At 63.9% G+C, this 24,133-nt stretch carries 14 protein-coding genes; 10 read left to right on the top strand and 4 right to left on the bottom strand.

The annotated features are described in order from the left end of the window. Positions 1-135 precede the first annotated feature (135 nt). Both JAO73_RS04375 and JAO73_RS04370 read right to left on the bottom strand, forming a co-directional pair. Positions 136-939 carry an SDR family NAD(P)-dependent oxidoreductase gene (locus JAO73_RS04375; protein ID WP_190923116.1) on the bottom strand — a complete coding sequence of 268 codons (804 nt, stop codon included), beginning with the start codon at positions 937-939 and terminating at the stop codon, positions 136-138. 85 nt (positions 940-1,024) lie between these two features. Beyond that, complete coding sequence (locus JAO73_RS04370; RefSeq protein WP_198975938.1) at positions 1,025-1,375, bottom strand: MmcQ/YjbR family DNA-binding protein; 351 nt, start codon at positions 1,373-1,375, stop codon at positions 1,025-1,027. A gap of 76 nt (positions 1,376-1,451) precedes the next feature. Here JAO73_RS04370 and JAO73_RS04365 point away from each other — a divergent pair, with 76 nt between their 5' ends. Then, positions 1,452-2,033 carry a hypothetical protein gene (locus JAO73_RS04365; RefSeq protein ID WP_198975937.1) on the top strand — a complete coding sequence of 194 codons (582 nt, stop codon included), beginning with the start codon at positions 1,452-1,454 and terminating at the stop codon, positions 2,031-2,033. Positions 2,034-2,045: 12 nt separating this feature from the next. Here the strand turns inward: JAO73_RS04365 and JAO73_RS04360 are convergent, their stop codons facing one another. After that, on the bottom strand, positions 2,046-3,857 hold the full coding sequence (locus JAO73_RS04360; RefSeq protein ID WP_198975936.1) for an ABC transporter ATP-binding protein: 1,812 nt from the start codon (positions 3,855-3,857) through the stop codon (positions 2,046-2,048). Positions 3,858-4,008: 151 nt separating this feature from the next. On the opposite strand from JAO73_RS04360, the gene JAO73_RS04355 reads away from it, so the two are divergent. The 4 genes from JAO73_RS04355 (at position 4,009) to JAO73_RS04340 (ending at position 13,246) form a co-directional block, all read left to right on the top strand. Further along, positions 4,009-4,458 carry a hypothetical protein gene (locus tag JAO73_RS04355; RefSeq protein WP_190923119.1) on the top strand — a complete coding sequence of 150 codons (450 nt, stop codon included), beginning with the start codon at positions 4,009-4,011 and terminating at the stop codon, positions 4,456-4,458. A 155-nt stretch (positions 4,459-4,613) separates the two neighbouring features. Then, positions 4,614-6,851: a xanthine dehydrogenase family protein molybdopterin-binding subunit gene (locus JAO73_RS04350; protein WP_198975935.1), complete on the top strand. Its 2,238-nt coding sequence runs from the start codon at positions 4,614-4,616 to the stop codon at positions 6,849-6,851. Between the two features lie 17 nt (positions 6,852-6,868). Continuing rightward, positions 6,869-7,498 carry a class I SAM-dependent methyltransferase gene (locus JAO73_RS04345; protein ID WP_198975934.1) on the top strand — a complete coding sequence of 210 codons (630 nt, stop codon included), beginning with the start codon at positions 6,869-6,871 and terminating at the stop codon, positions 7,496-7,498. 339 nt (positions 7,499-7,837) lie between these two features. Next, on the top strand, positions 7,838-13,246 hold the full coding sequence (locus tag JAO73_RS04340) for a DUF8693 domain-containing protein (protein ID WP_198975933.1): 5,409 nt from the start codon (positions 7,838-7,840) through the stop codon (positions 13,244-13,246). Positions 13,247-13,335: 89 nt separating this feature from the next. Here JAO73_RS04340 and JAO73_RS04335 read toward each other — a convergent pair whose 3' ends face one another. Beyond that, positions 13,336-14,352 (bottom strand): LacI family DNA-binding transcriptional regulator, encoded by a 1,017-nt coding sequence (locus JAO73_RS04335; protein ID WP_198975932.1) that lies wholly within the window; start codon positions 14,350-14,352, stop codon positions 13,336-13,338. A gap of 319 nt (positions 14,353-14,671) precedes the next feature. On the opposite strand from JAO73_RS04335, the gene JAO73_RS04330 reads away from it, so the two are divergent. From JAO73_RS04330 to JAO73_RS04310, 5 genes are all read left to right on the top strand, one after another. Continuing rightward, positions 14,672-17,875, top strand: a complete 3,204-nt coding sequence (locus JAO73_RS04330) for a SusC/RagA family TonB-linked outer membrane protein (RefSeq protein ID WP_198975931.1) — start codon at positions 14,672-14,674, stop codon at positions 17,873-17,875. Between the two features lie 102 nt (positions 17,876-17,977). After that, positions 17,978-19,489, top strand: a complete 1,512-nt coding sequence (locus JAO73_RS04325) for a RagB/SusD family nutrient uptake outer membrane protein (protein WP_198975930.1) — start codon at positions 17,978-17,980, stop codon at positions 19,487-19,489. A gap of 121 nt (positions 19,490-19,610) precedes the next feature. Continuing rightward, entirely contained in the window at positions 19,611-21,476 is a 1,866-nt protein-coding gene (locus JAO73_RS04320) for a glycoside hydrolase family 2 protein (protein WP_198975929.1), read from the top strand. Positions 21,477-21,508: 32 nt separating this feature from the next. Further along, positions 21,509-23,023: a hypothetical protein gene (locus JAO73_RS04315; protein ID WP_198975928.1), complete on the top strand. Its 1,515-nt coding sequence runs from the start codon at positions 21,509-21,511 to the stop codon at positions 23,021-23,023. A gap of 137 nt (positions 23,024-23,160) precedes the next feature. Further along, positions 23,161-24,030, top strand: a complete 870-nt coding sequence (locus JAO73_RS04310) for a sialate O-acetylesterase (protein WP_198975927.1) — start codon at positions 23,161-23,163, stop codon at positions 24,028-24,030. The last annotated feature ends 103 nt before the right edge of the window (positions 24,031-24,133 follow it).

Raw genomic sequence — 24,133 nt, 5'->3', positions numbered from 1 at the left:
AAAATTGGGGGAACGCCCAAAACGTGAGCGGGCCGGCAAAGTTGCTGAGCAAATGGCGTACGTTTCATGAAGCCGGTCGACTCGTAGCGCGGGCTCGGTGGTCCGCGCTATGGGTCAACCGGCTCCAGAACGCGGCTAGCGGGCGCTTTCGTCGCCGTCTACGGGCGCGCTTTGCTGGTGCACCTGGGCGGCCACCAGCGGGTCGGGCATCACTTTGCTGAAGCCCACCTGCACGTTGTTCATCACGCCGGCAATGATGCGGCTTTCGCCGTTCATCAGGGCTTTGTAGCCTTCTTTGGCCACTTCGGCGGGCTCCATGCCCTGGCCTTCGGCCACGTTTTTGGCCTGGGTCATGTGGGCTTTGTTGAAGAAATCCGTCTTCGTGATGCCGGGCAGCAGGTTGGTGATGGTCACGTTCGAGTCCTTGTTTTCTTCCTGGATGGATTCGACAAAGGAGTTCACAAACGCCTTGGTGCCGTGGTACACGGCCTGCAGCGGCCCAGGCAGCTCGCCGGCAATGCTGCCCACAAACAGGATTTTGCCCTCGTTGCGGGCCTTGAATTCCTGCAAATAGAGCTTGGCAAACACCACGTAGGCGCCAATGTTGAGCTGAATGATGTCCAGCTCCCGGTTGATGTCGGTGGTGTCGAAGGTGCCGTATTGGCCCTGGCCGGCGTCGTTCACCAGCACGTCAATCTGCAGGCCTTTCTGCTTGATTTCGTTGTACACCTCAAACGGTGCGTCACGCTTGAACAGGTCTTTGGCGATGGTCGTGACTTCGACGCCGAATTGCTGGCGCAGCTCCGAGGCGGCCTGGTTGAGCAAGTCGGGCTCGAGGGCCACGAGCACGAGGTTGAATTTGTCTTGCGCGAAGCAGGTGGCCAGCTCGCGGCCAATGCCGCTGCTGGCGCCGGTGATGAGGGCGGTTTGGGTTGCCATAAAATGTGGAAAGGTTAGGAGGAAAGGAGTGTTTCCTAACGAGTCCGGTTTGGCAGAGGTTACCGCCGGAAGTGCCGCGGCGTGGCTACAGGGCCTCTAATTGCTGTTGCACCTTGCGCGGCAGCTTGGCGCGCACGGTGCGGTAGGAGTGCCGGAGGTAGCGCTCCCATTGCGCGGGGCCGAGGCGGGCAATGTTGTCTATCGTGACCCAGCCGTAGCGGCCCAGGTGCTTGTTGGGGCTGAAGCCGGGGCTTTCGAGCAGGGTTTCCAACTCCTCGGGCGGGGCGATGAACGAGGCGGTGGGCGGCAGGGCATCGGGCGAGGTGCCGAGGTACATTTTGCCGCCCACGCTGAAGCACAGATGCACGCCCCATTTCAGGTCCTCGGTGGTGCCGGGCAGGCGCAGGCATAGGGCTTGGAGGTCTTCGATGGTCATCAGCAAGTACATTAGAAAGCTAAACTGACTAAACTCGCGTCAATATCCGGAAAGCATTCCTGACAAATTTCAACAAATGATTCAGCCAGTTACTATGAGGAGCTTCGGCATTTACTTAGGCCTGTTTCTGTTGCTTGCACCTACATGGGTGGCCTGTTACTGGGCTCTCGGAGATTATCACCCAACTTATGGTCTTATGTTAGGCCTTACCTCTGTTTTCTGGGGTACAGCTTCCTTAATTGGTTGGGGAATCTATATGATGAGTGTTAAGAGGAAGCTATTGGGTATTGGAAATTCGTTATTGCTTTTGATATTTAACATAATGGCTTTGTCTCTCGGTGGAGATTACGAAAGCCTTAAAAGAGAAAAGCATTTCGCAGTACATAAAGTAGAGTTAGAGTCCGTTGCAAATGATATTTTGTTAAATAAAATTGACACGAAGCAGGCAAATACCATTTTAAAAACAAAAGGAATTCTTTTCACTGCGGTTGCCTGTACGCCGTCAGATAAATACGAAGAAGCCTTTTTTTATGCCAGTGGTGCGCTTGATAGCCAATTAGGCTACGCTTATCAAAAAAGGACTACACCAATTTCGACGTGCTATGATGTTAGGCGTTGGAGACAAGTAGCTCCAAACTGGTGGTTCGGAGTTCGATAAAAATAACCTACCTCACGAAGCCGTATCCAGCACCTCGTCCCCGTCGTCGGCCATCGTCTTCGCCAGTTTTTCAATATTTAAACTCCGGGCCGAGGCGTCGAAGATTTCGCGGTAGGTGCCGTGCTTGGCGTAGAGCTCGTCGTGGGTGCCGCTTTCCACGAGGCGGCCTTTTTTCATGACGTGGATGCAGTCCGAATCCACGATTTGGGCGAGGCTGTGGGAGATGATGACCACCGTGCGGCCCTGCTTGATGGCGTCGAGCGAGTTTTTGATTTGCTCGGTGGCGATGGCGTCGAGGCTGGCGGTGGGCTCGTCGAGGAAGATGATGGGCGGGTTTTTGAGGAAGAGCCGGGCGATGGCGATGCGCTGCTGCTGGCCGCCGCTGAGCTGCTGGGCATCGGACTGGTACTGGCGGGGCAGGTCCAGAATCTGGTCGTGCAGGTAGGCTTGCTTGGCGGCGGCTTCGATTTCGGCCTGCGTGGAAGTGAAGTCGCCGTAGCGGATGTTTTCTTCGATGGTGCCCTTGAAAATGTGGTTTTTCTGGAGCACTAGGCCGATGCGCTGGCGCAGGGCGTGGGTGTCGTAGTCGGCCAGGGGGCGGCCGTCGAGGAGCATTTTGCCGGAATCGGGTGCGTAGAACTTGCAGAGCAGGTTGATGATGGTGCTTTTGCCGGCGCCGCTGAGGCCGACGAGGGCGGTGGTTTTGCCTTCTTCGATGGTGAGGCAGACGTCGTGCAGGGCCTGGGTGCCGCTGGGGTAGGTGAAATCGACGTTGCAAATCTCGAACGTGCCGCGCACGTCGGCCGGCTGCAAGGGGCCGGTTTCTTCAATGGCGGCGTCGGCGTCGAGGATGGCGAAGAAGCCTTCGGAGTAGGTGAGGGCCTCGTTCATCTCGTCGTAGATGCGGTGGAGCTGCCGGATGGGCGCCGACACGTTGTTGAAGAGCAGGATGTGGAACATGATGGCGCCGATGGAAATCTGGCGGTCGAGCACGAGGTAGGCCGTGAGGACGATGATGATGACCACGCCAATCTGCTCGACGAAGGTTTTGAGGCCGTCGTAGCGGAAGTTGGTTTTGCGCGTCACCAGCTGGGCGTTCACCAGCTTTTGCTGGGTGTCGGCCTGCTTGTTGGCCTCAAAGGCTTCGCGCACGAAGCTTTTGATGACCACAATGGAGTCGATGATGCTGATGATGCCGTGGTTTTTCTCTTCGCGCAGCTTTTGCAGGCCGCGGCGCACGCCCTGCAGGCGGTCGGCCTGCCGGAAGCTCAGCCAGAAGTACACCGGCAGGATAGCCAGCGCCACCAGCCCCACCCATTTGTTGGCCACGAACATTACCACCAAGGCCACAATGGCGTTGGCAAAAAGCGGCAGGATGTCGATGAAGAAGTTTTGCACCAGCTTCATGAGGCTCTCCACGCCGCGGTCGATGCGGGTTTGGAGCTTGCCGGTCTGGTTGCCCTCGTCGGAAAAAAAGCCCAGTTCGTAGCTCAGAATCCGGCTCACGGCCGTCTGCGACAAAGTGCTCGACACGTTGATGCGGATTTTCTCGCCGTAGTATTTCTGCCCGAAGGTGATGAAGGTGTTGATAATTTCCTTGCCCAGCAGGATGCCGCTCACCGCGGCCAGCATGGGCCAGCCGGCGGCCAGCGCCTCGTGCCGGTCGAGCAGGCCCTGCACGTTGTCGACGATGTAGCGCAGCACGAAGGGATTGACCTGCGCGGCCAGCGAGCCCACTAGCGTGAGCAGCAGCGTGGCAATGACCAGCGGCCGGTAGGGCCGCACAAAGGGCAGCAGGCGTGTAATGATTTGCCAGAGACTCATCTAAGCGGGGAAGGAGTGGAGCCGGTTAGACGAGGGGGGCGGGGGTGGGGTTGTTTTGGTGGTTTGTTGACTACCAAAGTGCGTTGGGCTTCCGTATACACGCGACCATCCGGCTTCTCCTCATTGACGAGCCCGCTCCCATCTTTGCACCATGGATGCTACCTCCGCCACTACTTCAGCCCAGTCCTCACAGTCAATGACATCCCTGACGCGGGGGGACGGCAGCGTGTACCTCACCGTAGAGCGCAACCGCGCCGAGAACTGGATACACGCTCGGTGGTACGGCCGGCAAACGCTGGGCTCGGTCATGGACGGGGGCCTGACTTACGTTGATATGCTGCGCCAGGAACCCTGCCCGAAGCTGCTGAATGACCACCGCGACTTGGTGGGCGACTTTTCGGCCGCCAACGACTGGATTGAGCAGGTGTGGACGCCGCTCATTGTGAGCGCCGGGCTGCGCTACTTCGCCCAGGTGCTTTCGCCCGACATTTTTGGGCAACTGGCCATCGAAGACTTGCAGGTCCGCATCGGCGACCTGCTGCACATCCACTTATTCGACTCGCTCGAAAACGCCCAGCATTGGTTGCGCGGCCGGCCTTAGGTCCGCTGCGACCAGGCCCTCGCTCTGGCGCGGGTTACGCTGCACGAAAGCCGCGCCAGCAGGATGGAAACCACAGCTGAGCCCCGGGAGTGCTTTATTGGTGAAACGCCCACCTTTCCTCGCCGTAAAGTCAGGGCCTCCTCTGCCTGACTGCCATGGAAAAAACCATTCTCCCAACGCCCAGCACCGGCGTGCCGCTGAACCGCGTGGACGGCCGCCTGAAAGTAACCGGCCAGGCCCGCTACGCTGCCGAGCACGCAGTGAAGGACTGCGTGCACGGCGTGCTGGTGTGCAGCGCCATTGCCCGCGGCCGCATCAAGCGGCTGGACGTGGCCGCGGCCGAAAAAGCGCCCGGCGTGCTCAGCATCGTCTCGCACCTGAACGCACCGAAAGTGCCCGGCTACCAGGACGCCAAAGCCAGCGCCAACCCGCGGGTGGAAGGGCAGGAAATCAAAGTGTTCTACGACGACCAGGTGCATTTCAGCAACCAGCCCGTGGCGCTGGCCGTGGCCGAAACGCTGGAGCAGGCCCGCTACGCGGCCTCGCTGGTGCGCGTGGAGTACGACGTGGCCCCGCACCAGACCGACCTGGCCGCGAGCCTCAGCAAAAACGAGACCCCCAAGAAGGAAAAAGACCACCTGCGCGGTCAGCCCGACGCCTACAAAACCGCCCCGGTGCACATCGAGGCCGAATACCGCACGCCCATGCAGGTGCACAACCCCCTGGAGATGCACGCCGTGATTGCGCTGTGTGAAGGCGACAAGCTGACGGTGTACACCAAGACGCAGGGCCCAAAACTGGCCCAACAGGACCTGATGCGCATGTTTCAGCTGCCGGCCGAGAGCGTGCGGGTGCATTCGCAGTTTGTGGGCGGGGCGTTTGGGGGTTCGTCGCGCATCTGGCCGCCGGAAGTGGCGGCCATTCTCGGGGCGAAGAAGGTGGGCCGGCCGGTGAAGCTGATGAACCGGCGCGAGCACGAGTTCAACCTAGTTGGCTACCGGCCGCAGTCGATGCAGAAAATTGGGCTGGGCGCCACGCCCGACGGCACGCTGGTGGGCATCACGCACCGGGCCTACGGCAACACCTCGCGCCACGAGCAGTTTGCCGAGCGCATCGTGCACCCCACCAAATCGGCCTACCGCACCCCCAACCTCGATACCACTTACCGCCTCGTGCCGCTCGACCTGAGCACGCCCGCCTGGACGCGCGGCCCCGGCGAAACCAGCGGCTCGTTCGCCCTCGAATCGGCGATGGACGAGCTGGCCGTGGCCCTGAACCTGGACCCGCTGGCCCTGCGCCTGAAAAACCACGCCGACCGCGACCCCGAAAACGACAAGCCCTGGAGCAGCAAGCACCTGCGCCAATGCTACGAGCGCGGCGCGGCGCTCTTCGGCTGGGCCAAGCGCCCGCTGGCGCCGCGCACCCTGCGCCACGGCGAGTGGCTGGTGGGCTGGGGCATGAGCACGGGCATCTACAAAGCCGAGCGCAGCCCCGCCACGGCCCACGCCCGCCTGCTGCCCGACGGCTCCCTCGTCATCCAAAGCGCCACCGCCGACACGGGGCCCGGCACCGCCACCATCATGACCCAGATTGCGGCCGATGCCAGCGGCGTGCCCGCGGCCAACATCCGCTTCGACCTGGGCGACGCGGCCTACCCGGAAGCGCCGCTGCAGGCCGGCTCGCACACGGCCACGTCGGTGGGCTCGGCGGTGCACGAGGTGTGCGCGGCCCTGAAAAAGCAGCTGCTGGACCTGGCCGTGCGCGTGCCCGGCAACGCGCTGGGCAAGGTAAAACCCGAGGAGTTGACGGCGGAAAACGGCTTCGTCATTTCAACTAAGAAAAACCGGCGCCTGAGTTTTGGTGAGGTGCTGAAGCAGCACGGGCTGCCCGCTTTGGAAGTGACGCAGAAAGCCGAGAAAGCGCCGGAAATGGAGCAGTATTCCGGCAAATCGTTTTGCGCCAATTTCGTGGAAGTGCAGGTGCACCCACTCACCGGCGAGGTGCGCGTGAGCCGGGTGGTGTCGGTGGTGGACGCGGGCCGGGTGCTGAACGCCAAAACGGCCCGCAGCCAGGTGCTGGGTTCGGTGGTGTGGGGCATCGGGCTGGCCCTGATGGAGGAGGCCCGCCTCGACCACCGCTACGGCCGCGTGGTGACCCACGACCTGGCCGACTACCACGTGCCCGTGAACGCCGACATTCCCAGCATCGAAGTCGAATTCATCAACGAGCCCGACCCGTTGCTCGACCCCATGGGCGCCAAAGGCTTGGGCGAAATCGGCCTGGTGGGCTTCAGCGCCGCGGTGGCCAATGCGGTGTACCACGCCACCGGCAAGCGCGTGCGCGAGCTGCCCATCACCCCCGACAAGCTGCTGCCGGCCACCAAAGGGGCCTGACGGGTTTACTTTGGGCCATGAACGTGCAAACCGCTTACAACGCCTGGGCCGACACGTACGACACGGTCGCCAACCGAACCCGCGACCTGGAAGCCGTGGCCATCCGGCAGCTGCTGGCCGAGGTGCCGTTTTCGGAAGTTATTGAACTGGGCTGCGGCACGGGCAAGAACACCGAGTGGCTGGCCGCCAAAGCCGCGCAGGTCACGGCCGTGGATTTTTCGGCTGAGATGCTGGCCCGCGCCCAGGCCAAACTGGCCAGCGCCAACGTGCGCTTTCAGCCCGCCGACGTGACGCAGCCGTGGACCTGGGCGCCGCCCGCCGTCGACCTGGTGACGTGCAGCCTCATGCTGGAGCACATCCCGGACCTGGGCGCCGTGTTTCAGCAGTGCGGCCGCGCGCTCAGGCCCAGCGGCCTACTGTACGTGGGCGAGCTGCACCCCTTCAAGCAGTACCTGGGCAGCAAGGCCCGCTACCTGGCCGAAGGCGCCGAGGTGACGGTGGAATGCCACACGCACCACCTATCCGACTACTTGGCCGCCGCGCAGGCCCACGGCCTGCAATGCGTTGAGCTGCGCGAGTTTTTCGACGCGGATGACCGCCGCGGCGTGCCGCGCATCATCAGCTTTCTGTTTCAGAAAAAAGCCTGAGCCGGTGGGGAGATGCTTCGTAATAACCTGCTTGCGCAGCATTGAGGGGCCTTTTGCTCGGTAAGCAGGGGAGGGGCGTCGCGGTAGTTTTCCGCAAACGTTTTCATAGATAAATCGGTGAGTTTCCTTGCTTTCCGGTTTGGGATGCCAATACCTTTAATCGCGCTACTGCTGCATCCGGCCCCTCTGCACGGCCACGCACCGTAGCGGAAACTACCCTGGGAACGGGCCCTGGCCCCGCCGAACTGGCCCGCCGCGCGGGCCCCGGAATTCCCGTGCCGGCCGCAACCGTAGCCGCCGGCCCCTGCGCTGCTTTTCACCCCCAATCCCACCCTGTTTATGAAGCGACTGCTATCCCTTTTCGCGCTGAGTTGGCTCGTGCTGCGCGCGGCCTCCGGCCAAACCATTTCGCCCTACCTCGCGGGCCAAAACGCCTGGCTGCCCACGGCGCTGGGCACACAGGTGTTCAACGGGCAGCTCGATAAATTGTGGCCCTTGGTGAAGCAGTCGAAAGTGCGCATGGTGCGCATCGGCGGCAACGGGGTGAACTCCAACCTGGTCACCAACGCCCAATACATTGCCCTGATTGACTCCATTCGCCGCATCGGGGCCGAGCCCATGGTGCAGGTGTCGGAGGGCCGCGGGCGGTTCACGGCGGCGCAAGCGGCGCAAGTAGTGCAGCACGTCAACATCACGATGGGCCGCAACATCAAGTACTGGATTATCGGCAACGAGCCCGACCTGGCGTCGCAGCCCAACCCGGTGAGCATTGCGGGCGTGGAGGCGTACATCAAGTCCTTCGCCTCGGCCATGAAAGCCGTGGACCCCAGCATCCTCATCGTGGGGCCCGAAAACGCGTCTTACGGCGGGGGCTACTTCCCCGCGCTGGTGGGCGGCGCCAACGACATCACCGGCACCGACGCCAATGGGCGCTATTACGTCGACGTCATTTCCTTCCACACCTACCCCTTCAACGGCACCCAGACGCGGGCCGGGGTAATAGGCGGCACCACCAACCTGACCAACAACGTGGTGAACCTGTTGGGCCTGATGGCCGCCGCGAACGACAAAAACAACCGCACCGGTACCAACGCCCTGCGCTGGGCCCTCACCGAGTTCAACGTGGACTACGCCAACCCCGGCAACAACACCGTGGAAGGCGTGGGCGTGCACTCGTTCCTGAACGGGCAGTTTTGGGCCGAGGTGTTCGGCGTGGGCATGAAGTACGAAGCCGTGTCGATGCAGCCCTGGTCCATACACGAGGGCAGCGGGGCCCGCGGCGCCGGCGATTTGGGCTACATCGACGGCGGCACGGCGGCCACGTTCAAGCCCCGCTCGGCCTTTTGGCACGAGATGCTGGTGTCGGAAAACCTGCACGGCACCAACCTGAATGCCACCGACAACCAGGCCCTGGTGAAAGTGCTCAGCAGCACCGACAACGGCACCACGGCCGTGATGCTGCTCAACGAAAGCGACGTGGACGACTACGATTTCACGGTGCAGCTCGACAACACGGCCATTGCGGGCGCCAGTGCGCTCAAGGTCAACGTGCCGGCGGGCATCAACGCCGCGTATTCGAACCGGCTCTACGCGCAGTCGACGCTGGTGCTGCTGTTTAACGCCCAGGGCCAACTCACGCGCAAAATCATCTACTCGCTGCAGCACGCCCAGAACACGCTGCCGCCCACCTACCTGGGGCCCAACCAGAGCTACACGCAGCTGGCGTTTTCGGCCGACAAAACCTTCAGCTGCATTGCGCCCGAAGCCGTGACGTATACGGCCGCCGTGCTGGGCGGCTACACCATCCTGGACTGGAACTTCGGCGCGGGCGCCACGCCGGCTACCGCCAGCGGCAAAGGCCCCATTGCGGTGACCTACGCCACGGCCGGCCCCAAAGACGTGACCTTGACGCTGGTGAACCCCGACACGACCATTGTGGTAAGCAAGCCGGCTTACGTGCAGGTGAGCGCCTGCGTGCGAACCCCTTACAACGGCACGCCGGCCGTGATTCCGGGCGTGGTGCGGGCCGTGGAGTACGATTTCGGTGGCCAGGGCGCGGCGTATAACGACTCGGACGCAGCCAACCGCGGGGCGGCCGTGGACCCTACCGTGCCCCGTCCCAATGAAGCCGTAGACACCGAAAACGGCGACGCCGGCTACGGCAACGTGGGCTACTCGGCCAGCGGCGAGTGGCTGAAATACTCGGTGAACGTGCTGCGCACGGGCCTCTACAAAGTCACCGTGCGGGTATCCACGGGCGCGACATCGACGGGCTTGCTGCGGCTGAGCGTGAACGACGTGGACCGCACGGGCGTGGTGAGCGTGCCCGCCACGGGCGGTTTCGGCACCTACCAGGATTTGGTCATCAACAACGTGTACCTGCAGGCTTCGCCGAATGCGACACTGAAGTTCGACATCGTGAGCGCCAGCCTCAACTTCTCCAAGCTCACCTTCGAGGAGCAGCCGATGACGGGCATTGTGGTGAACCGCACCTACAACGAGGCCGCTTCCGTGTTCGACGGCAGCAAAGACGCCGTGGAGCTGCTGGTGGTGAAGGACCACCTCGACATCCGCGGGCTGATTGTGAAAGACTTCGAGAGCAACCTCACCACCGACAACGGCGGCAAGTTCCAGTTCAAGGACAACGCCTTGTGGAAGGACCTGCGCATTGGCACCACTATCGTGCTGCGCCGCCTGGTGTCGGACGTGGCGGGCTACGCCGAAGACCTGAACCCGGCCGATTTCAAGCTCGACCTCTTCCTGGAAAACACCACCTACCTCGACGCGCTGGGCAGCGCCGGCCAGAATTTCAACATCACGGGCACCGACATGGTGCTGCTGAAAACCGGCGCCCCCACCGGCACCGACAACGCCGTGCACGCCCTGGCCAGCAACAACGGCGGCAGCCCGGTGTCGGGCTTCTACACCGCCGTGGCCGGGCCTAAGCTCACCTACAGCACCACGCTGCCGGCGGGCTCGTTCCTGTACCCCACCAACCCGGCCCAGAGCACGGCCGACTACAACGGCACGGCCGTGGCCACGTCGAGCACCGCCAGCCGCAACTGGGGCGACGGCTTCGGCGCCAACAACATCAACTACATCCTGACCCTGCGCGGCCTGGCCAATCCGGCCCCGCCCGTGGTGGTGAACCGCATATACAACGGCTCGAACGACGGCACCGGCAACCTCGACGCCGTGGAGCTGCTGGTGGTGCAGGACCACGTGGACCTGCGCGGCATGGTGGTGAAGGATTTTGAATCCAACGGCACGGCCGACACCGGCGGCAAGTACCAGTTCAACAACACCGCCTTTTGGGCCGATGTGCGCAGCGGCACCACCGTGGTGCTGCGCCAGCTGGCCGGCCCGGCCGGCTACGGGCAGGACACCGACGCCTCCGATTACACCCTGGACCTGCTGCTCGGCAATACTACTTACCTCACCAACGTGGGCGGCGGCAACATCTTCAACGTCACGCAGTACGACATGGTGATGGTGAAAGCGGCCGGCTCGGGCGCGGCGGGCCTCGCGGGCTCTCTCCACGCGTTTGCCACCCGCGGGGCCATTGCCGGGGCCGGCGGCGCCGTCACGGCCAACTACCAGGCCATAGTGGGCTACAAGATGGCCGCGCCGGACCTGGACAACGGCGGCAGCCCGAGCAAATTCGTTTTCCCCCTCAACCCAACCCAGACCCTGGCCGACTACAACGGCACGGGCAAAGCCAACGCCTCCGGCAGCACGGCCCTGAACTGGGGCTTCGGCTTCGGCACGCCCAACATCGCCTACATCCAGAGCTTGCGCAATGCCCTGATTGGGCCCGATTTGGTGGTGCTGAGCGGCCAGAGCATGGGCGCCGGCGGCAGCTACAACAGCATCACGGTACAGAGCGGCGGCACGCTCACGCTGCAGCTGGGCACCACGGTGGCCACCACGGTGCGGGTACTCACGGGCGGTAGGCTCCTCACCAACTGCGCGGTGCTGGGCGGCGCGGGCAGCTTCGAGCTGCAGGCCGGCGCCGAGCTGCACATCTGCGACCCGGCCGGCATTGCCGCCACCGGGGCCACGGGCGCCATTCAGCTCACGGGCCCGCGCTCGTTCTCGGCCGATGCCGTGTACACCTACAACGGCACCGCGCCCCAGGTAACCGGCGCCGGCCTGCCCGCCACCGTGCGCAGCCTGACGGTGAATAACACGGCCGCCCTGAGCACCGACCGCACCCTCGCCCTGAGCCAGCCGCTGAGCGTGGCCCAGGTGGCCCGCCTGCAAAACGGCAACCTCGTTACCGGCGGCCAGGCCTTCACGCTGCTGTCGACGGCGGCCGGCACGGCCCTGCTCGACAACACCGGCGGCGTGGTGACCGGCGCCGGCACCATGCAGCGCGCCATTACCAGCACCGTGACCGGGCCGGCTTACCGCCACTACAGCTCGCCGGTGGCCGGGGCGCCCCTCAGCAGCGTGGGCACGCCGGGCTTCGCGCCCACCTTCAACACCGGCTACAACACCAGCGGCACGCCCGGCGCCGTGGTGCCCTTCCCCACGGCGTTTGGCTACGATGAAAGCCGCATTGCCACCGCGACCTCCAACCTCGGGGCCTTCGACAAAGGCTGGTTCTCGCCCAGCAGCGGCGCCGACCTGATGCAGCCCGGCCGCGGCTACAGCGTGAATGCGCCCGCCTCGGCCCAGCCCGTGGCCTTCACGGGCACGTTCAACAACGCCGCGCAGGCCTCCGGCACCCTCAGCCGCGGCACCGATGCCGACGCCGGCTGGCAGCTGCTCGGCAACCCGTACCCGGCGCCGCTGGACTGGAGCACCGTGACGCCCGCCCAACGCCCCGGCATGGACGCCGCCATGTACGTGTACCACAGCACCGGCCAATACGCGGGCACCTACCGCAGCTACGCCAACGGCGTGGGCGCTTCCCCGCTGATTGTGGCCGGCTCGGGCTACTTCGCCCGCGTGTCGGCCCCCGGCACGCCCGGCGCCGTGAACCTGACCAACGCCAACCGCGTCACGACCTTCGGCCCGCAGGCGGCCTTCGGCCGCGGCACCGTGGACGCCCGCCCGCTGCTGCGCCTCGCCCTGAGCGGGGCCGGCTTGCAGGACGACGCCTACGTGTACTTCGAGCAAGGCGCCACGGCCGGCGTCGATGCCGAATTTGACGCCACCAAGCTGCCCAACCCGACCGGCCTGGACCTGGCCACGCTGGCCGGCAGCACGCCGCTGGCCATCAGCGGGCTGGCGCCGCTGGGCGTGGCCGACGTGGTGGTGCCGCTCAGCGTGCGCGTGCCGCAGGCCGGTACCTATGCCTTTGCGGTGGCCGATTTGAGCAATTTGGGCTCGGCGCGCGTGTACCTGCGCGATGCCCTGACGGGCGCCCAGCAACTGCTGGTGGCTGGCGGCAACTACTCCGTGACGCTGGTGGCGGGCGCGGCCAACGGGCGCTTCAGCCTGGCGTTCGGCGCGGCCACGGTTACGGCTTCTAAAGCTGAGCTGGCCGCCGATGCCGTGAGCGTGTACCCGAACCCGGCCCGCACCAGCTTCACGGTGCTGCTGCCGCCGCTGTCGGGCCAGCGCGAGGTGCGCGCCACCTTGTTCAACGCCCTGGGCCAGGCGGTGCTCGTGCGCACCATTGGGCTGAATGCGGCCGGCGCCAGCGCCGAGTTCCGCACCGCCGGCCTGGCCGCCGGCGTGTACACGCTGCGCCTGCAGGCCGACACCCAGCTGCTGACCAAGCGCGTGGTGCTGGAATAGCGCGCTCAGTGAAACCGGTCAGGCCACCTGAAAAAAGGCCCGCTCCTGCGCAGGAGCGGGCCTTTGTGCGTTTACAGCCCGGCGCCGGCTTAGCCGCGGGCCGTGGAGTCGCGCTCAAACAGCGTCGACTCCAGCACCAGGCTTTGGTTGGGCAGCACAGGCTTCTTCTTTTCCACGGCGCGCAGCAGGATTTTGGCGGCTTCGCGCCCAATGTCGTAGGCCGGCTGCGTGATGGTGGAGAGGGGAGGGTCGAGCAGCGAAGCGGCTTCCAGGTTGGAAAAGCCGATGATTTTGATGTCTTCCGGAATGCGGCGGCCCAGCTCGCGACACACGTGGTAGGTGCTGATGGCCAGCCGCTCGACCGAGGCAAAGATGCCGTCGATGTCGGGCCGGCGCTCCAGCAGCTCGCGGATGAGCACCACGTTTTGCTCGTTGTCCATCACGCCGGACAGCACCAAGTCGGGGTCGTGGGGCCGGCCGTGGGCCTGCAGGGCGTCGAGGTAGCCCTGCTGCCGGAACTGGCCGATGGACAGGTTGTTGGAAATGAGCAGGTGGGCAATGTGCTGGCAGCCGGCCTGAATGAGGTGCTCGGTGGCGCGGTAGCCGCTTTCGTAGTCGTTGGTGGTCACTTTGGCGGTGGGCACTTCGGCGCACACGCGGTCGAAAAACACGATGGGCAGGTTGGTTTCCTGCAGGCTTTTGAGGTGGGCAAAGTCCTCGGTGCCGCTGGCCACCGACATGAGCAGGCCGTCGATGCGCCCGCCCTTGAGGTGCTGCACGATGGACACTTCGCGGGCGTAGTCGTCGTGGGTGAGGTAGATGAGGACGTGGTAGCCGCTCTGGCGGGCGGCCTCCTCGATGCCGTTGATGGCCAGGGCAAAAAAGTGGTTGGCCACTTTCGGAATCACGACCCCGATGGTCTTGCTCAGGTTGCGGCGCAGGCTGCTGGCGTAGGCGTTGGGCTCGTAGTTGAGGGCCGTGGCCAGGGCCCGCACGCGCGCTTTGGTGGCTTCGGACACTTCGTGGCTGTCGCGCAAGGCTCTGGAAACCGTGGCGATAGACATGTTGAGTTGCTCGGCCAGCGACTTCAGGTTCACGGGCGTCATGGCAGGAACGGGGGAAGACGGAAGAAAAGAAGAGACAATTTTCTACAACAAGTGGCAAAGCCGCAATACACAAACCTAACGGTTGGGCCCCGGAAAACCGCCATTTTGGGCGCAGCTACCGAAAACGTTTGCGTAAATAAAGACCTGGCCATTAGCTGCAATCGGCCAGAAGAATCCAGTACTTCGCAGGGCAATCGGTTGGGTAAGTCTTCACTGACCGCGCTTGCTGTTGGCTTTAGGCCACTTTTTCTGCTGCCAGCGCCGGCCCGCCTACCGCCCGCCGCGGCCCTCCCATCGTCACCAAACCCACCCCACCACCATGACGGAAATTATACGACCCGATTTTCGGCGCTACCTGCGGCCCCTGGTGCTGCTGCCCGCGCTGAGCCTGGGGCTGAGTGCCCCCACCCTGGCCCTGGCCGCTGCGCCCGCACCCGCCCGGGGGGTGAAGGCCGACATCACCATTACCGGCCGCGTGCTGGACGAGAAAGGCGCCGGCCTGCCCGGCGTCAACGTCATCGTGAAGGGCACCACCAACGGCACCCAGACCGACGTGGAAGGCCGCTACACCATCAAAGCGCCCGACAACGCCACGCTGGTTTTCACCTTCGTGGGCTACCTGAGCGAAGAAGCCAGCGTGAACGGCCGCACCTCCATCAACGCCACGCTGGCGCCCGACTCGAAGGCGCTGGAAGAAGTGGTGGTGGTGGGCTACGGCGTGCAGGAGAAGAAGCTGCTGGCCACGTCCATTTCCTCGATTTCGGCCAAGCAGGTGGAATTGATTCCGGTGTCGTCGCCGTCCGAAGCCCTGGTGGGCCTGGTGGCCGGCGCCCAGATTACGGAGCCCTCGGGCGAGCCCGGCCAGGGCGCCGTGATTCGCGTGCGCGGCCTGGGCTCTATTTCGGCCGGCAACTCGCCGCTGTACGTGGTGGACGGCTACCCGCTCAACAGCGCCGACAGCTACAACCAGATTCCGCCCGGCGACATTCAAAGCATTCAGATTCTAAAGGATGCGGCGGCCTGCGCCATCTACGGCTCGCGCGGCGGCAACGGCATCGTGATTGTGACCACCAAGCGCGGCCGCAACGACGGCAAAACCCGCTTCAACTTCACGGCCAACGCCGGCGTGGTGAACGTGGCCAAAAAGGTGGACCTGATGGACCGGGAGCAGTACCTGGACTACCTGCGCGAATCTTTCCGAAACGGCAACCGCGCCCTGCCGGCCCAGCTGGCGCCCGGCGCGCCCGAGCTGCCGAACACCGACTGGCAGAACGAGATTTTTGGCACCGGCACGCAGCAGCAGTACCAGCTGTCGGCCATGGGCGGCACCAATTCGTCGCGCTTCTACATTTCGGGCAGCTACTTCAACCAGAAGGGCGTGGTGAAGAACACCGGCTTCGACCGCTTCGCCCTGCGCGCCAACTACGACGCGCAGCTGAGCAAGAAGCTGAAGCTGGGCCTGAGCCTGGCCCCCAACTTCTCGCGCACCGACGTGAAGCCGATTTCGGGCAGCTACAACGGCGGCAACATCTCGGGGGGCGGCCCCGGCGGCGAAACGGCCATCGTGACGGCGGCCCTGATTCTGCCGCCCATCATCCCGGTGTACCTGGCCAACGGCGACTACGGCGCCATCCGCAACTCGGGCTCGGGCGTGACCACGCCCGGCGACCTGCTCAACCCCGTGGCCACCATCGACCTGTATAAGGACCGCACCAGCTCGGTGCGCGGGCTGGGCTCGGCCTTCCTGGATTTTGAACTACTCAAGGGCCTGAACCTGCGCACCAACTTCGGCGCCGAGCTGATAAACAACCGCCGCGCCATCTACGTGCCGGCCACGCTGAGCACCGTGAACAACGCCAGCGCCAACCTCTCGAACCCCATCCTCAACAACATCGACGCCCGGCAGGTGAACAACACCAACCTGAACTGGGTGTGGGAAAACACGGCCACCTACAACCGCAAGCTGGGCGCCGACCACGACGTGACCCTGCTGGCCGGCTACTCGGCCCAGTACAACCAGAACGAGGGCAGCACCGTGCTGGGCCAGACCGGCACCTACACCACGCCCGACATCGAGTACGCCACGGCAGCCGGCCAGCTCTTCGGCCAAACCAATTACTCGGCCAACTCGCTGGTTTCCCTCTTCGGCCGCGTCGATTACTCCTTCAAGGAGCGCTACATCCTGACGGCCGCGTTGCGCACCGACGGCTCCTCGCGCTTCGGCCCCGACAACCGCTACGCCACGTTCCCCTCGGTGGCCCTGGCCTGGCGCGCCGGCGAGGAAACCTTCATCAAGGGCATTCCGGCCATTTCGGAGCTGAAGTTCCGCGCCTCCTACGGCGTGACGGGCAACAACAACATCGGCGACTACAACTACCAGAGCTACCAGACGGCCGCCAACTACGTGTTTGGCAACGGCAACGGCGTGCGCAACTACGGCTTTGCCCCCAACGGCCTGGCCCTGCGCAACCTGGGCTGGGAAACTAACACCCAGTTTGACGCCGGCTTCGACTTCGGCCTGTTCCGCGACCGCATCTACCTGACCGTGGCCGCCTACCAGCGCAACACCACCGACCTGCTGCTCAACCGCAACATCCCGGCCATTCTGGGCTACTCGTCGCGGGCCCTGGCCAACGTGGGCGAGGTGCGCAACCGCGGCTTGGAATTCCAGCTCAACACGGCCAACATCGTGAACGGCCCCTTCACCTGGAACACGGCCCTCAACGTCTCCCTGAACCGCAACCAGGTAATTGCCCTGGCCGGCGCCAACGAGCAAATCACCTTCGACGCCGTGTTTGGCTACACCAGCTCCATTCGGGTGGTGCCGGGCCAGCCGCTGGGCGTGTTCTACGGCTACCAGCAGGAAGGCATTTACCGCGACAAGGCCGACGTGGACGGCAGCCCTAAGTGGACGGGCAGCACCTTGGCCGTGCAGCCGGGCGACTTCAAGTTCAAGGACGTGAACGGCGACGGCCAGATTAACTCGCTCGACATCGGCGTCATCGGCAACCCCTTCCCCGACTTCACCTACGGCCTGCAAAACACGTTTGGCTACAAGGACCTGTCGCTGGCCATCACGCTGCAGGGCTCGCAGGGCAACGACGTGCTGTACGCCGGCGACCGGTACACCTTCAACGCCCCCGGCCAGACCAACGGCCGCGTGCAGCTGGTGGACCGCTGGCGCAGCCCCGACAACCCCGGCGACGGCAAAACCCCCTTTGCCACCACCGCCACCTCGCTGCGCACCCAGTTCAACTCCTACTTCATTCAGGACGGCTCGTTCCTGCGCATCCGCAACGTGACCTTGCGCTACAACCTGCCCGTGGGCTGGGCCAAGAAAGCCGGCCTGCAAACCGCCGGCGTCTACACCTCGGTGCAGAACCTGTACACCTTCACCAAGTACGTGGGCTACAACCCCGAAGCCAACAACTACGGCAACACCACCAACCCCACCTACGGCGTCGACCAGGGTTCTTACCCCATGAACCGCACCGTCACGCTGGGCCTGCAGGTCGGCTTCTAGTTGGTTGTCAGTTGCTGGTTGTCAGTTGTCAGTGTAAAGCGACAATTGCAGCCCGCTAACAACTGACAACCAGCAACTAATAACTATTAATTAATTCCCGCCATGACTTTCAATCAATTTTTCTCGGGCGCGGCCGTGGCCACGGTGCTGGGGCTGGGCGTGCTGGGCACCACCTCGTGCCAGAAGGACTTCATCGAACTGAACGACCCCACGCGCGTGCCCACCACGGAGAGCTACAAGGACTCGCTGAGCATCCTCACCGGCGTGACGGCGGCGTACTCGTCGCTGCAGGACCTCTACGGGCGGGCGGGCGGCAGCCGCGGCTGGTTCATCTTCGCCGAAATTCCGTCGGACAACAGCTACACCGTGACCTCGGGCGAGCGCCTGAACGAGTTCAACGACTTCACGCTCTTCAGCGACAACCAGCACATCCAGAGCTACTGGCTCTCGACGTACCGCACCATTGCGCGCTGCAACCTCATCCTCAGCCGCGCCGGCGCCGTGAAGCTCACCGATGCCACCCGCAACCGCTACTACGGCGAGGTGCGCTTCCTGCGGGCCCTGACGTATTTCAACGCCGTGCGCATTTGGGGCGACATTCCGCTGGTGACGCAGGAGTTGCAGGCCATTCAGGACGCCTACGCCTTTGGCCGCCGGCCGGTGGCCGAGGTGTATGCCCAGATTGAGCAGGACCTCGACTTTGCCGAAAAAAACCTGCCCGTGACCTACACCGGCACCACCAACCTGGGCCGCGCCACCAAGGGCGCCGCCACGGCGCTGTTTGGCAAAGTGCTGCTGACGCAGAAGAAATATCAGGCCGCCGCCGACAAGCTGCAGCCGCTAGCTACCGGCACCACCTACGCCCTGCAGGCCACCTACGCCAACATCTTCGCCACCACCAACGAGATGAACAGCGAAATCATTTTCGCGGCGCGCTACACCAAGGGCACGCTGGGCCTGGGCAGCGCCTTCACCACGTGGTTTATGCCCGCCTACGGCACCACGCAGTCGACGGCCCTGCTGGGCGCGGCCTTCACCGGCCAGCAGTTCAACACCGTGGACAACGACCTGATTGCCGCCTTCACGGCCAGCGGCGCATCCGACGTGCGCGCCGCCACGTCGTACGTGCTGCCCACGGGCTCGGCGGCCACGTTGGGCTACTACACCAAGAAGTACATCGACAACCCCACCGCGGCCACCGACGCCGAAAACGACTGGATAGTGCTGCGCCAAGCCGACGTGCTGCTCATGTACGCCGAGGCTGTGAACGAGGCCACCGGCCCCAACGCCGCCCTGGCGGCCATCAACCAGGTCATCCGCCGCTCGCGCGGGTTGCCCGTGGCCACGGCCAACGCCACCGTCGACCTGCCGGCCACCATCAGCCAAACCGCCCTGCGCGACCGCATCGAATTGGAGCGCCGCCTGGAGCTCAACTTCGAAGGCCACCGCTGGTTCGACCTGGTGCGCACCGACCGTGCCATTCCGGTGATGAACGCCTTCTTTGCCCGCTACAACTCCGCGGTCCGCATCGACCCGAACGACCTGCTTTTCCCCCTGCCGGTGCAGGAAATCCAAACCAACCCGATTCTGACCCAGAACCCGGGCTACAACTAGGCCACATGGAAAAATGGTGAGGCGATGAGCCCGCGACAGCCCCCAATGGCCTCTGCAAGGGCCGGGGCTGTCGCCTCATCCACTCGCCATTTTTTCTGCCTTCCCACTTCCTTCCTTGCCCATGACCTTTCTTTCCCCGATGAAGCGGCTGCTGGCGGCGCTGCTGTGCGCCGCCGGTTTCGCTGCCGCCCCGGCGGCCCCGGCCCAGACCCTCATTCAGCACGCGCCGGGCCGCAAGGTGCTCAGCCTCAACGGCCGCTGGAACTACATCATCGACCCCTACGAAAACGGCTTCTACGACTACCGCCGCATGGCGTTCGACCAGTCGAAAACCGGCAAAGGCGGCTACTACGACAATGCCAAGCCCAGCTCCAGGCAGGAGCCGGAGCTGATTGAGTACGACTTCGACCAATCGGCGGGCCTGATGGTGCCCGGCGACTGGAACTCGCAGGACCCCAAGCTGCTGTACTACGAAGGCACCATCTGGTACAAGAAGAGCTTCAGCCTGAAGCCCGCGGCCGGCAAGCGCTACTTCCTGTACTTCGGGGCCATCAACTACGAGGCGCACATCTACCTCAACGGCAAGAAGCTGGGCATGCACAAGGGCGGCTTCACGCCCATTCAGTACGACATCACCAGCCAGCTGAGCGCCACCGGCGACAACTTCGTGGTGGTGAAGGCCGACAACACCCGCCACGCCGAGGAAGTCCCGACCATCAACACCGACTGGTGGAACTACGGCGGCATCACGCGCGACGTCTTCGTGGCCGAAGCGCCCGAAACCTTCGTGGTGGACTACAAGGTGCAGCTGGCCAAAAACGACCCCACCAAGCTGGCCGGCTACGTGCAGCTCGACGGCCCCGCCAAGGCCAACCAGGCCGTGACGCTGACCATTGCCGAAGCAGGCATTAAGCAAACCTTGAAGACCGATGCCGACGGCCGCGCCGCGTTCAGCCTGCCGGCCAAAAAGCTCAAGCTGTGGTCGCCGCAAAGCCCCAAGCTGTATGCGGTGCGGCTGAGCAGCGGCGCCGACGCCGTGACCGACAACATCGGCTTTCGCACCATCCAGACCCGCGGGCAGGACATTTTGCTCAACGGCAAGTCCATCTTCATGCGCGGCATTTCGATGCACGACGAGAACCCGCTGATTCCGGGCCGGGCCCGCGGCGAGGGCGACCTGCGCATGCTGCTCACCTGGGCCAAGGAGCTGGGCTGCAACTACGTGCGCCTGGCCCACTACCCGCACAACGAAGCCATGCTGAAGCTGGCCGACGAGATGGGCCTGCTGGTGTGGGCCGAAGTGCCCGTGTACTGGACCATTGCCTGGGAAAACCCCGCCACCTACCAAAACGCCGAAGCCCAGCTCTCGGACCTGATTTCGATGGGGAAAAACCGCGCCAGCGTGGTGGTGTGGAGCGTGGGCAACGAAACGCCGCTCGGCGACCCCCGTCTGAAATTCATGACCAGCCTGGTGGCCAAAGCCCGCGCCCTCGACGACACCCGCCTGATTGCGGCCGCCCTGGAGCTGCACCGCACCCCCGACAACGTGGTGCACGTGGACGACCAGCTGGGCGAGTCGCTGGACCTGACCAGCTTTAACGAGTACGCCGGCTGGTACTGGGGCGGCAGCCCGAGCGAAATCACGAAGTACACCTTCGACATCAAGTACAACAAGCCGGTGGTCATCAGTGAGTTTGGCGGCGATGCGCTGGCCGGCTACCACGGCGATGCCGAAACCCGCTGGAGCGAGGAGTACCAGGAGGCGCTCTACGTGAACCAGCTCAAGATGCTGAGTACCATCAAGGGCCTGCGCGGCATGACGCCCTGGATTCTGGCCGACTTCCGTGCCACCCGCCGCCAGCACCCGGTGTATCAGAACGGCTTCAACCGCAAGGGGCTGATTTCGAGCACCGGCGTGAAGAAGAAAGCGTTTTATGTGCTGCAGGATTACTACCGGCAGATGGCAACTAAATACGACGGAAAATGATGTTTGAGTCCGCCACTCGTAGAGACGCATATTTGCGTCTCGTCGTCCGCACAATCGACGGCGATAGTTCAACGACGAGACGCAAATATGCGTCTCTACATCGTCTGCCATCTAAGCAGATTCTAGCTGCTGGTTTTTGCCTGTTCAGCTACACTGCCCACGCCCAAACCGCCTCCCGCGACAGCGCCGAATACACCCTGCGCGTGGCCGCCAAGAAAACCATCAACAACTCCACCGTCGACGGCAAGGCGGGCTTTACGGAGTACAAGAACTACCCCACGCGCACCGTGGCCACGCTGCAGGGCTTCAAGCCCGCCACCGTGAAGCTGGACAAGTACGGCGGGCGCCTCGACAAGAAGACCAAGGCCACCGGCTTCTTCTACGTGAAGAAGGTGGACGGCCGCTGGTGGGCCGTGGACCCCGACGGCTACTACTTCCTGCACAACGCCCCGAACGACGTGCAGCCCGGCAGCTCGGAGCGCACCAAAAAGGCCCTGGCCGATAAGTACACCGACCGCGCCGGCTGGATGACGGCCACCCGCAAATTTCTGTTTGCCAATGGCTTTAATGGGGCGGGGGCGTGGTCGGCCACCAAGGAGATTCAGGCCGAAAACCAGAAGGCCGACCAGCCGCTGGCCTACACCATCAACCTGGACCTGATGAGCGGCTACGGCAGCAAGCGCGGCGGCACCTACGTGCAGCCCGGCCACAAAGGCTACCCCAACGACGTGATTTTTACCTTCGACCCCGGCTTTGCCGAGTACGTGGAGGAGCGGGCCAAATTTCTGGCCAGCAACAAGAAGGACAAAAACCTCTTCGGCTATTTCTCCGACAACGAGATGCCGCTGCTGCGCAAAAATCTCGACGGCTACCTCAAGCTGCCCACCACCGAGCCCGGCTACCAGGCCGCCAAAAAGTGGGCCGACGAGCGCAACATCACCCTCGAAACCATTACCGACCAGAACCGGCAGGACTTCCTGGCCTACGCCGCCGACCGCTACTTCAGCATCGTGGCCACGGCCATGAAAAAGTACGACCCCAACCACATGTACCTCGGCTGCCGCTTCCACGGCGCCCAGCGCTACTACCCCGAGCTGATGAAAGTGGCCGGCAAGTACCTCGACGTGGTGAGCATCAATTACTACAACAACTGGACGCCCGAAAAAACCTGGGTGCGCGACTGGGAGCTTTTCGCCGGCAAGCCCTTCATGGTGACGGAATGGTACGTGAAAGGGGAGGATGCCCCCGGCCTGGCCAACACCGCCGGCGCCGGCTGGGTGGTGAAGACCCAGGCCGACCGCGGCCAGTTTTACCAGAATTTCACGCTGGGCCTGCTCGAATCGAAGAATTGCGTGGGCTGGCACTGGTTCAAGTACCAGGACAACGACCCCACCCTGGTGGGCGCCGAGCCCTCGAACACCAACGCCAACAAGGGCATCGTGGACAACTACCTGGAGCCCTACCCGCCGCTGCTGGACAAGATGCGCGAGCTCAACCAGCAGATGTACCACCTGGCCGATTTCTTCGACCAGCGCCAGCCGCAATAATTGCCAAACCGAGGTAGAGACGCAACATGTTGCGTCTCTTCGTTGAACGACTGGAACCGCTCCGACCCCCAGACCCGCGCTCCCTAAACAACATCAGTAACGACAAGACGCAAAATATTGCGTCTTTATTCCGTTCCATGAATTCCTGCCGCTTGCCTCTGCTATACTTCCTGCTCGTGGCCCTGCTGCCAACGACCGGGCTGCGCGCGCAAGCCCTGAAGCCGCGCCTGCGCCAAGCCGCAACGCCGCCTGCTAGAAAGGAGAAGTTCCGCCTCTACCTGCTCATCGGCCAGTCGAACATGGCCGGGCGCGGCCTGGTAGAAGCCGAGGACACCGTGCCCAACGCGCGCGTGCTGCGGCTGAACCCGGCCGGGCAGTGGGAAGTGGCCCAGGACCCCCTTCACTTCGATAAGGCCATTGCCGGCGTGGGGCCGGGCCTGAGCTTCGGCCGGCTGATGGCGGCGCAGGCCCCCGGCCTCACCATTGGTTTGATTCCGTGCGCGGTGGGCGGCTCCGGCATCGACGCCTGGGTGCCCGGCGCCTACTTCGAAGGCACCAAAACCCATCCCTACGACGATGCCCTGGCCCGCGCCCGCACGGCCCTGCGCACGGGCACGCTGGCCGGCATCATCTGGCACCAGGGCGAAACCGACAGCACCCCCGAAAAAAGCGCCGCGTACGAGCAGAAGCTCCAGGCGCTGATTGCGCAGCTGCGTACCGACCTGCGGGAGCCCGGTGTGCCCTTCGTGGCCGGGCAGCTGCCCGCTTTTCAGATAAACAAAGCCGGCCCCGACGGCCAGCCGCACCCGAACGAAGCCGCCCGGCGCGTCAACCAAGCCGTGGCGGCACTAGCAGCTCAGGTTTCCAACTATTCCTACATCGGCGCCGAGGGCACGGCCGACATCGGCGACCACACGCATTTCAACGCGGCTTCGGCCCGGCTGCTGGGCCGGCGCTACGCGGCCGCCATGCAGGCCCTGCAACGCCACCCTTCCCGCAAAAATTAACCAACCCACTCTCTTCTCTGCCCGCCAGGGCACTGCGTATAGCTGGCGGCCGCCGGCCCGAAACACCCATTCTCAACATAGCTCTCCCGGTTTACCCGCTGCT

The sequence above is a fragment of the Hymenobacter miniatus genome, assembly GCF_016427455.1.
Classification (GTDB): domain Bacteria; phylum Bacteroidota; class Bacteroidia; order Cytophagales; family Hymenobacteraceae; genus Hymenobacter; species Hymenobacter armeniacus.
The sequence above is the reverse complement of the archived record's forward strand: the minus strand, read 5'-3'. Positions and strand labels throughout refer to the sequence as shown.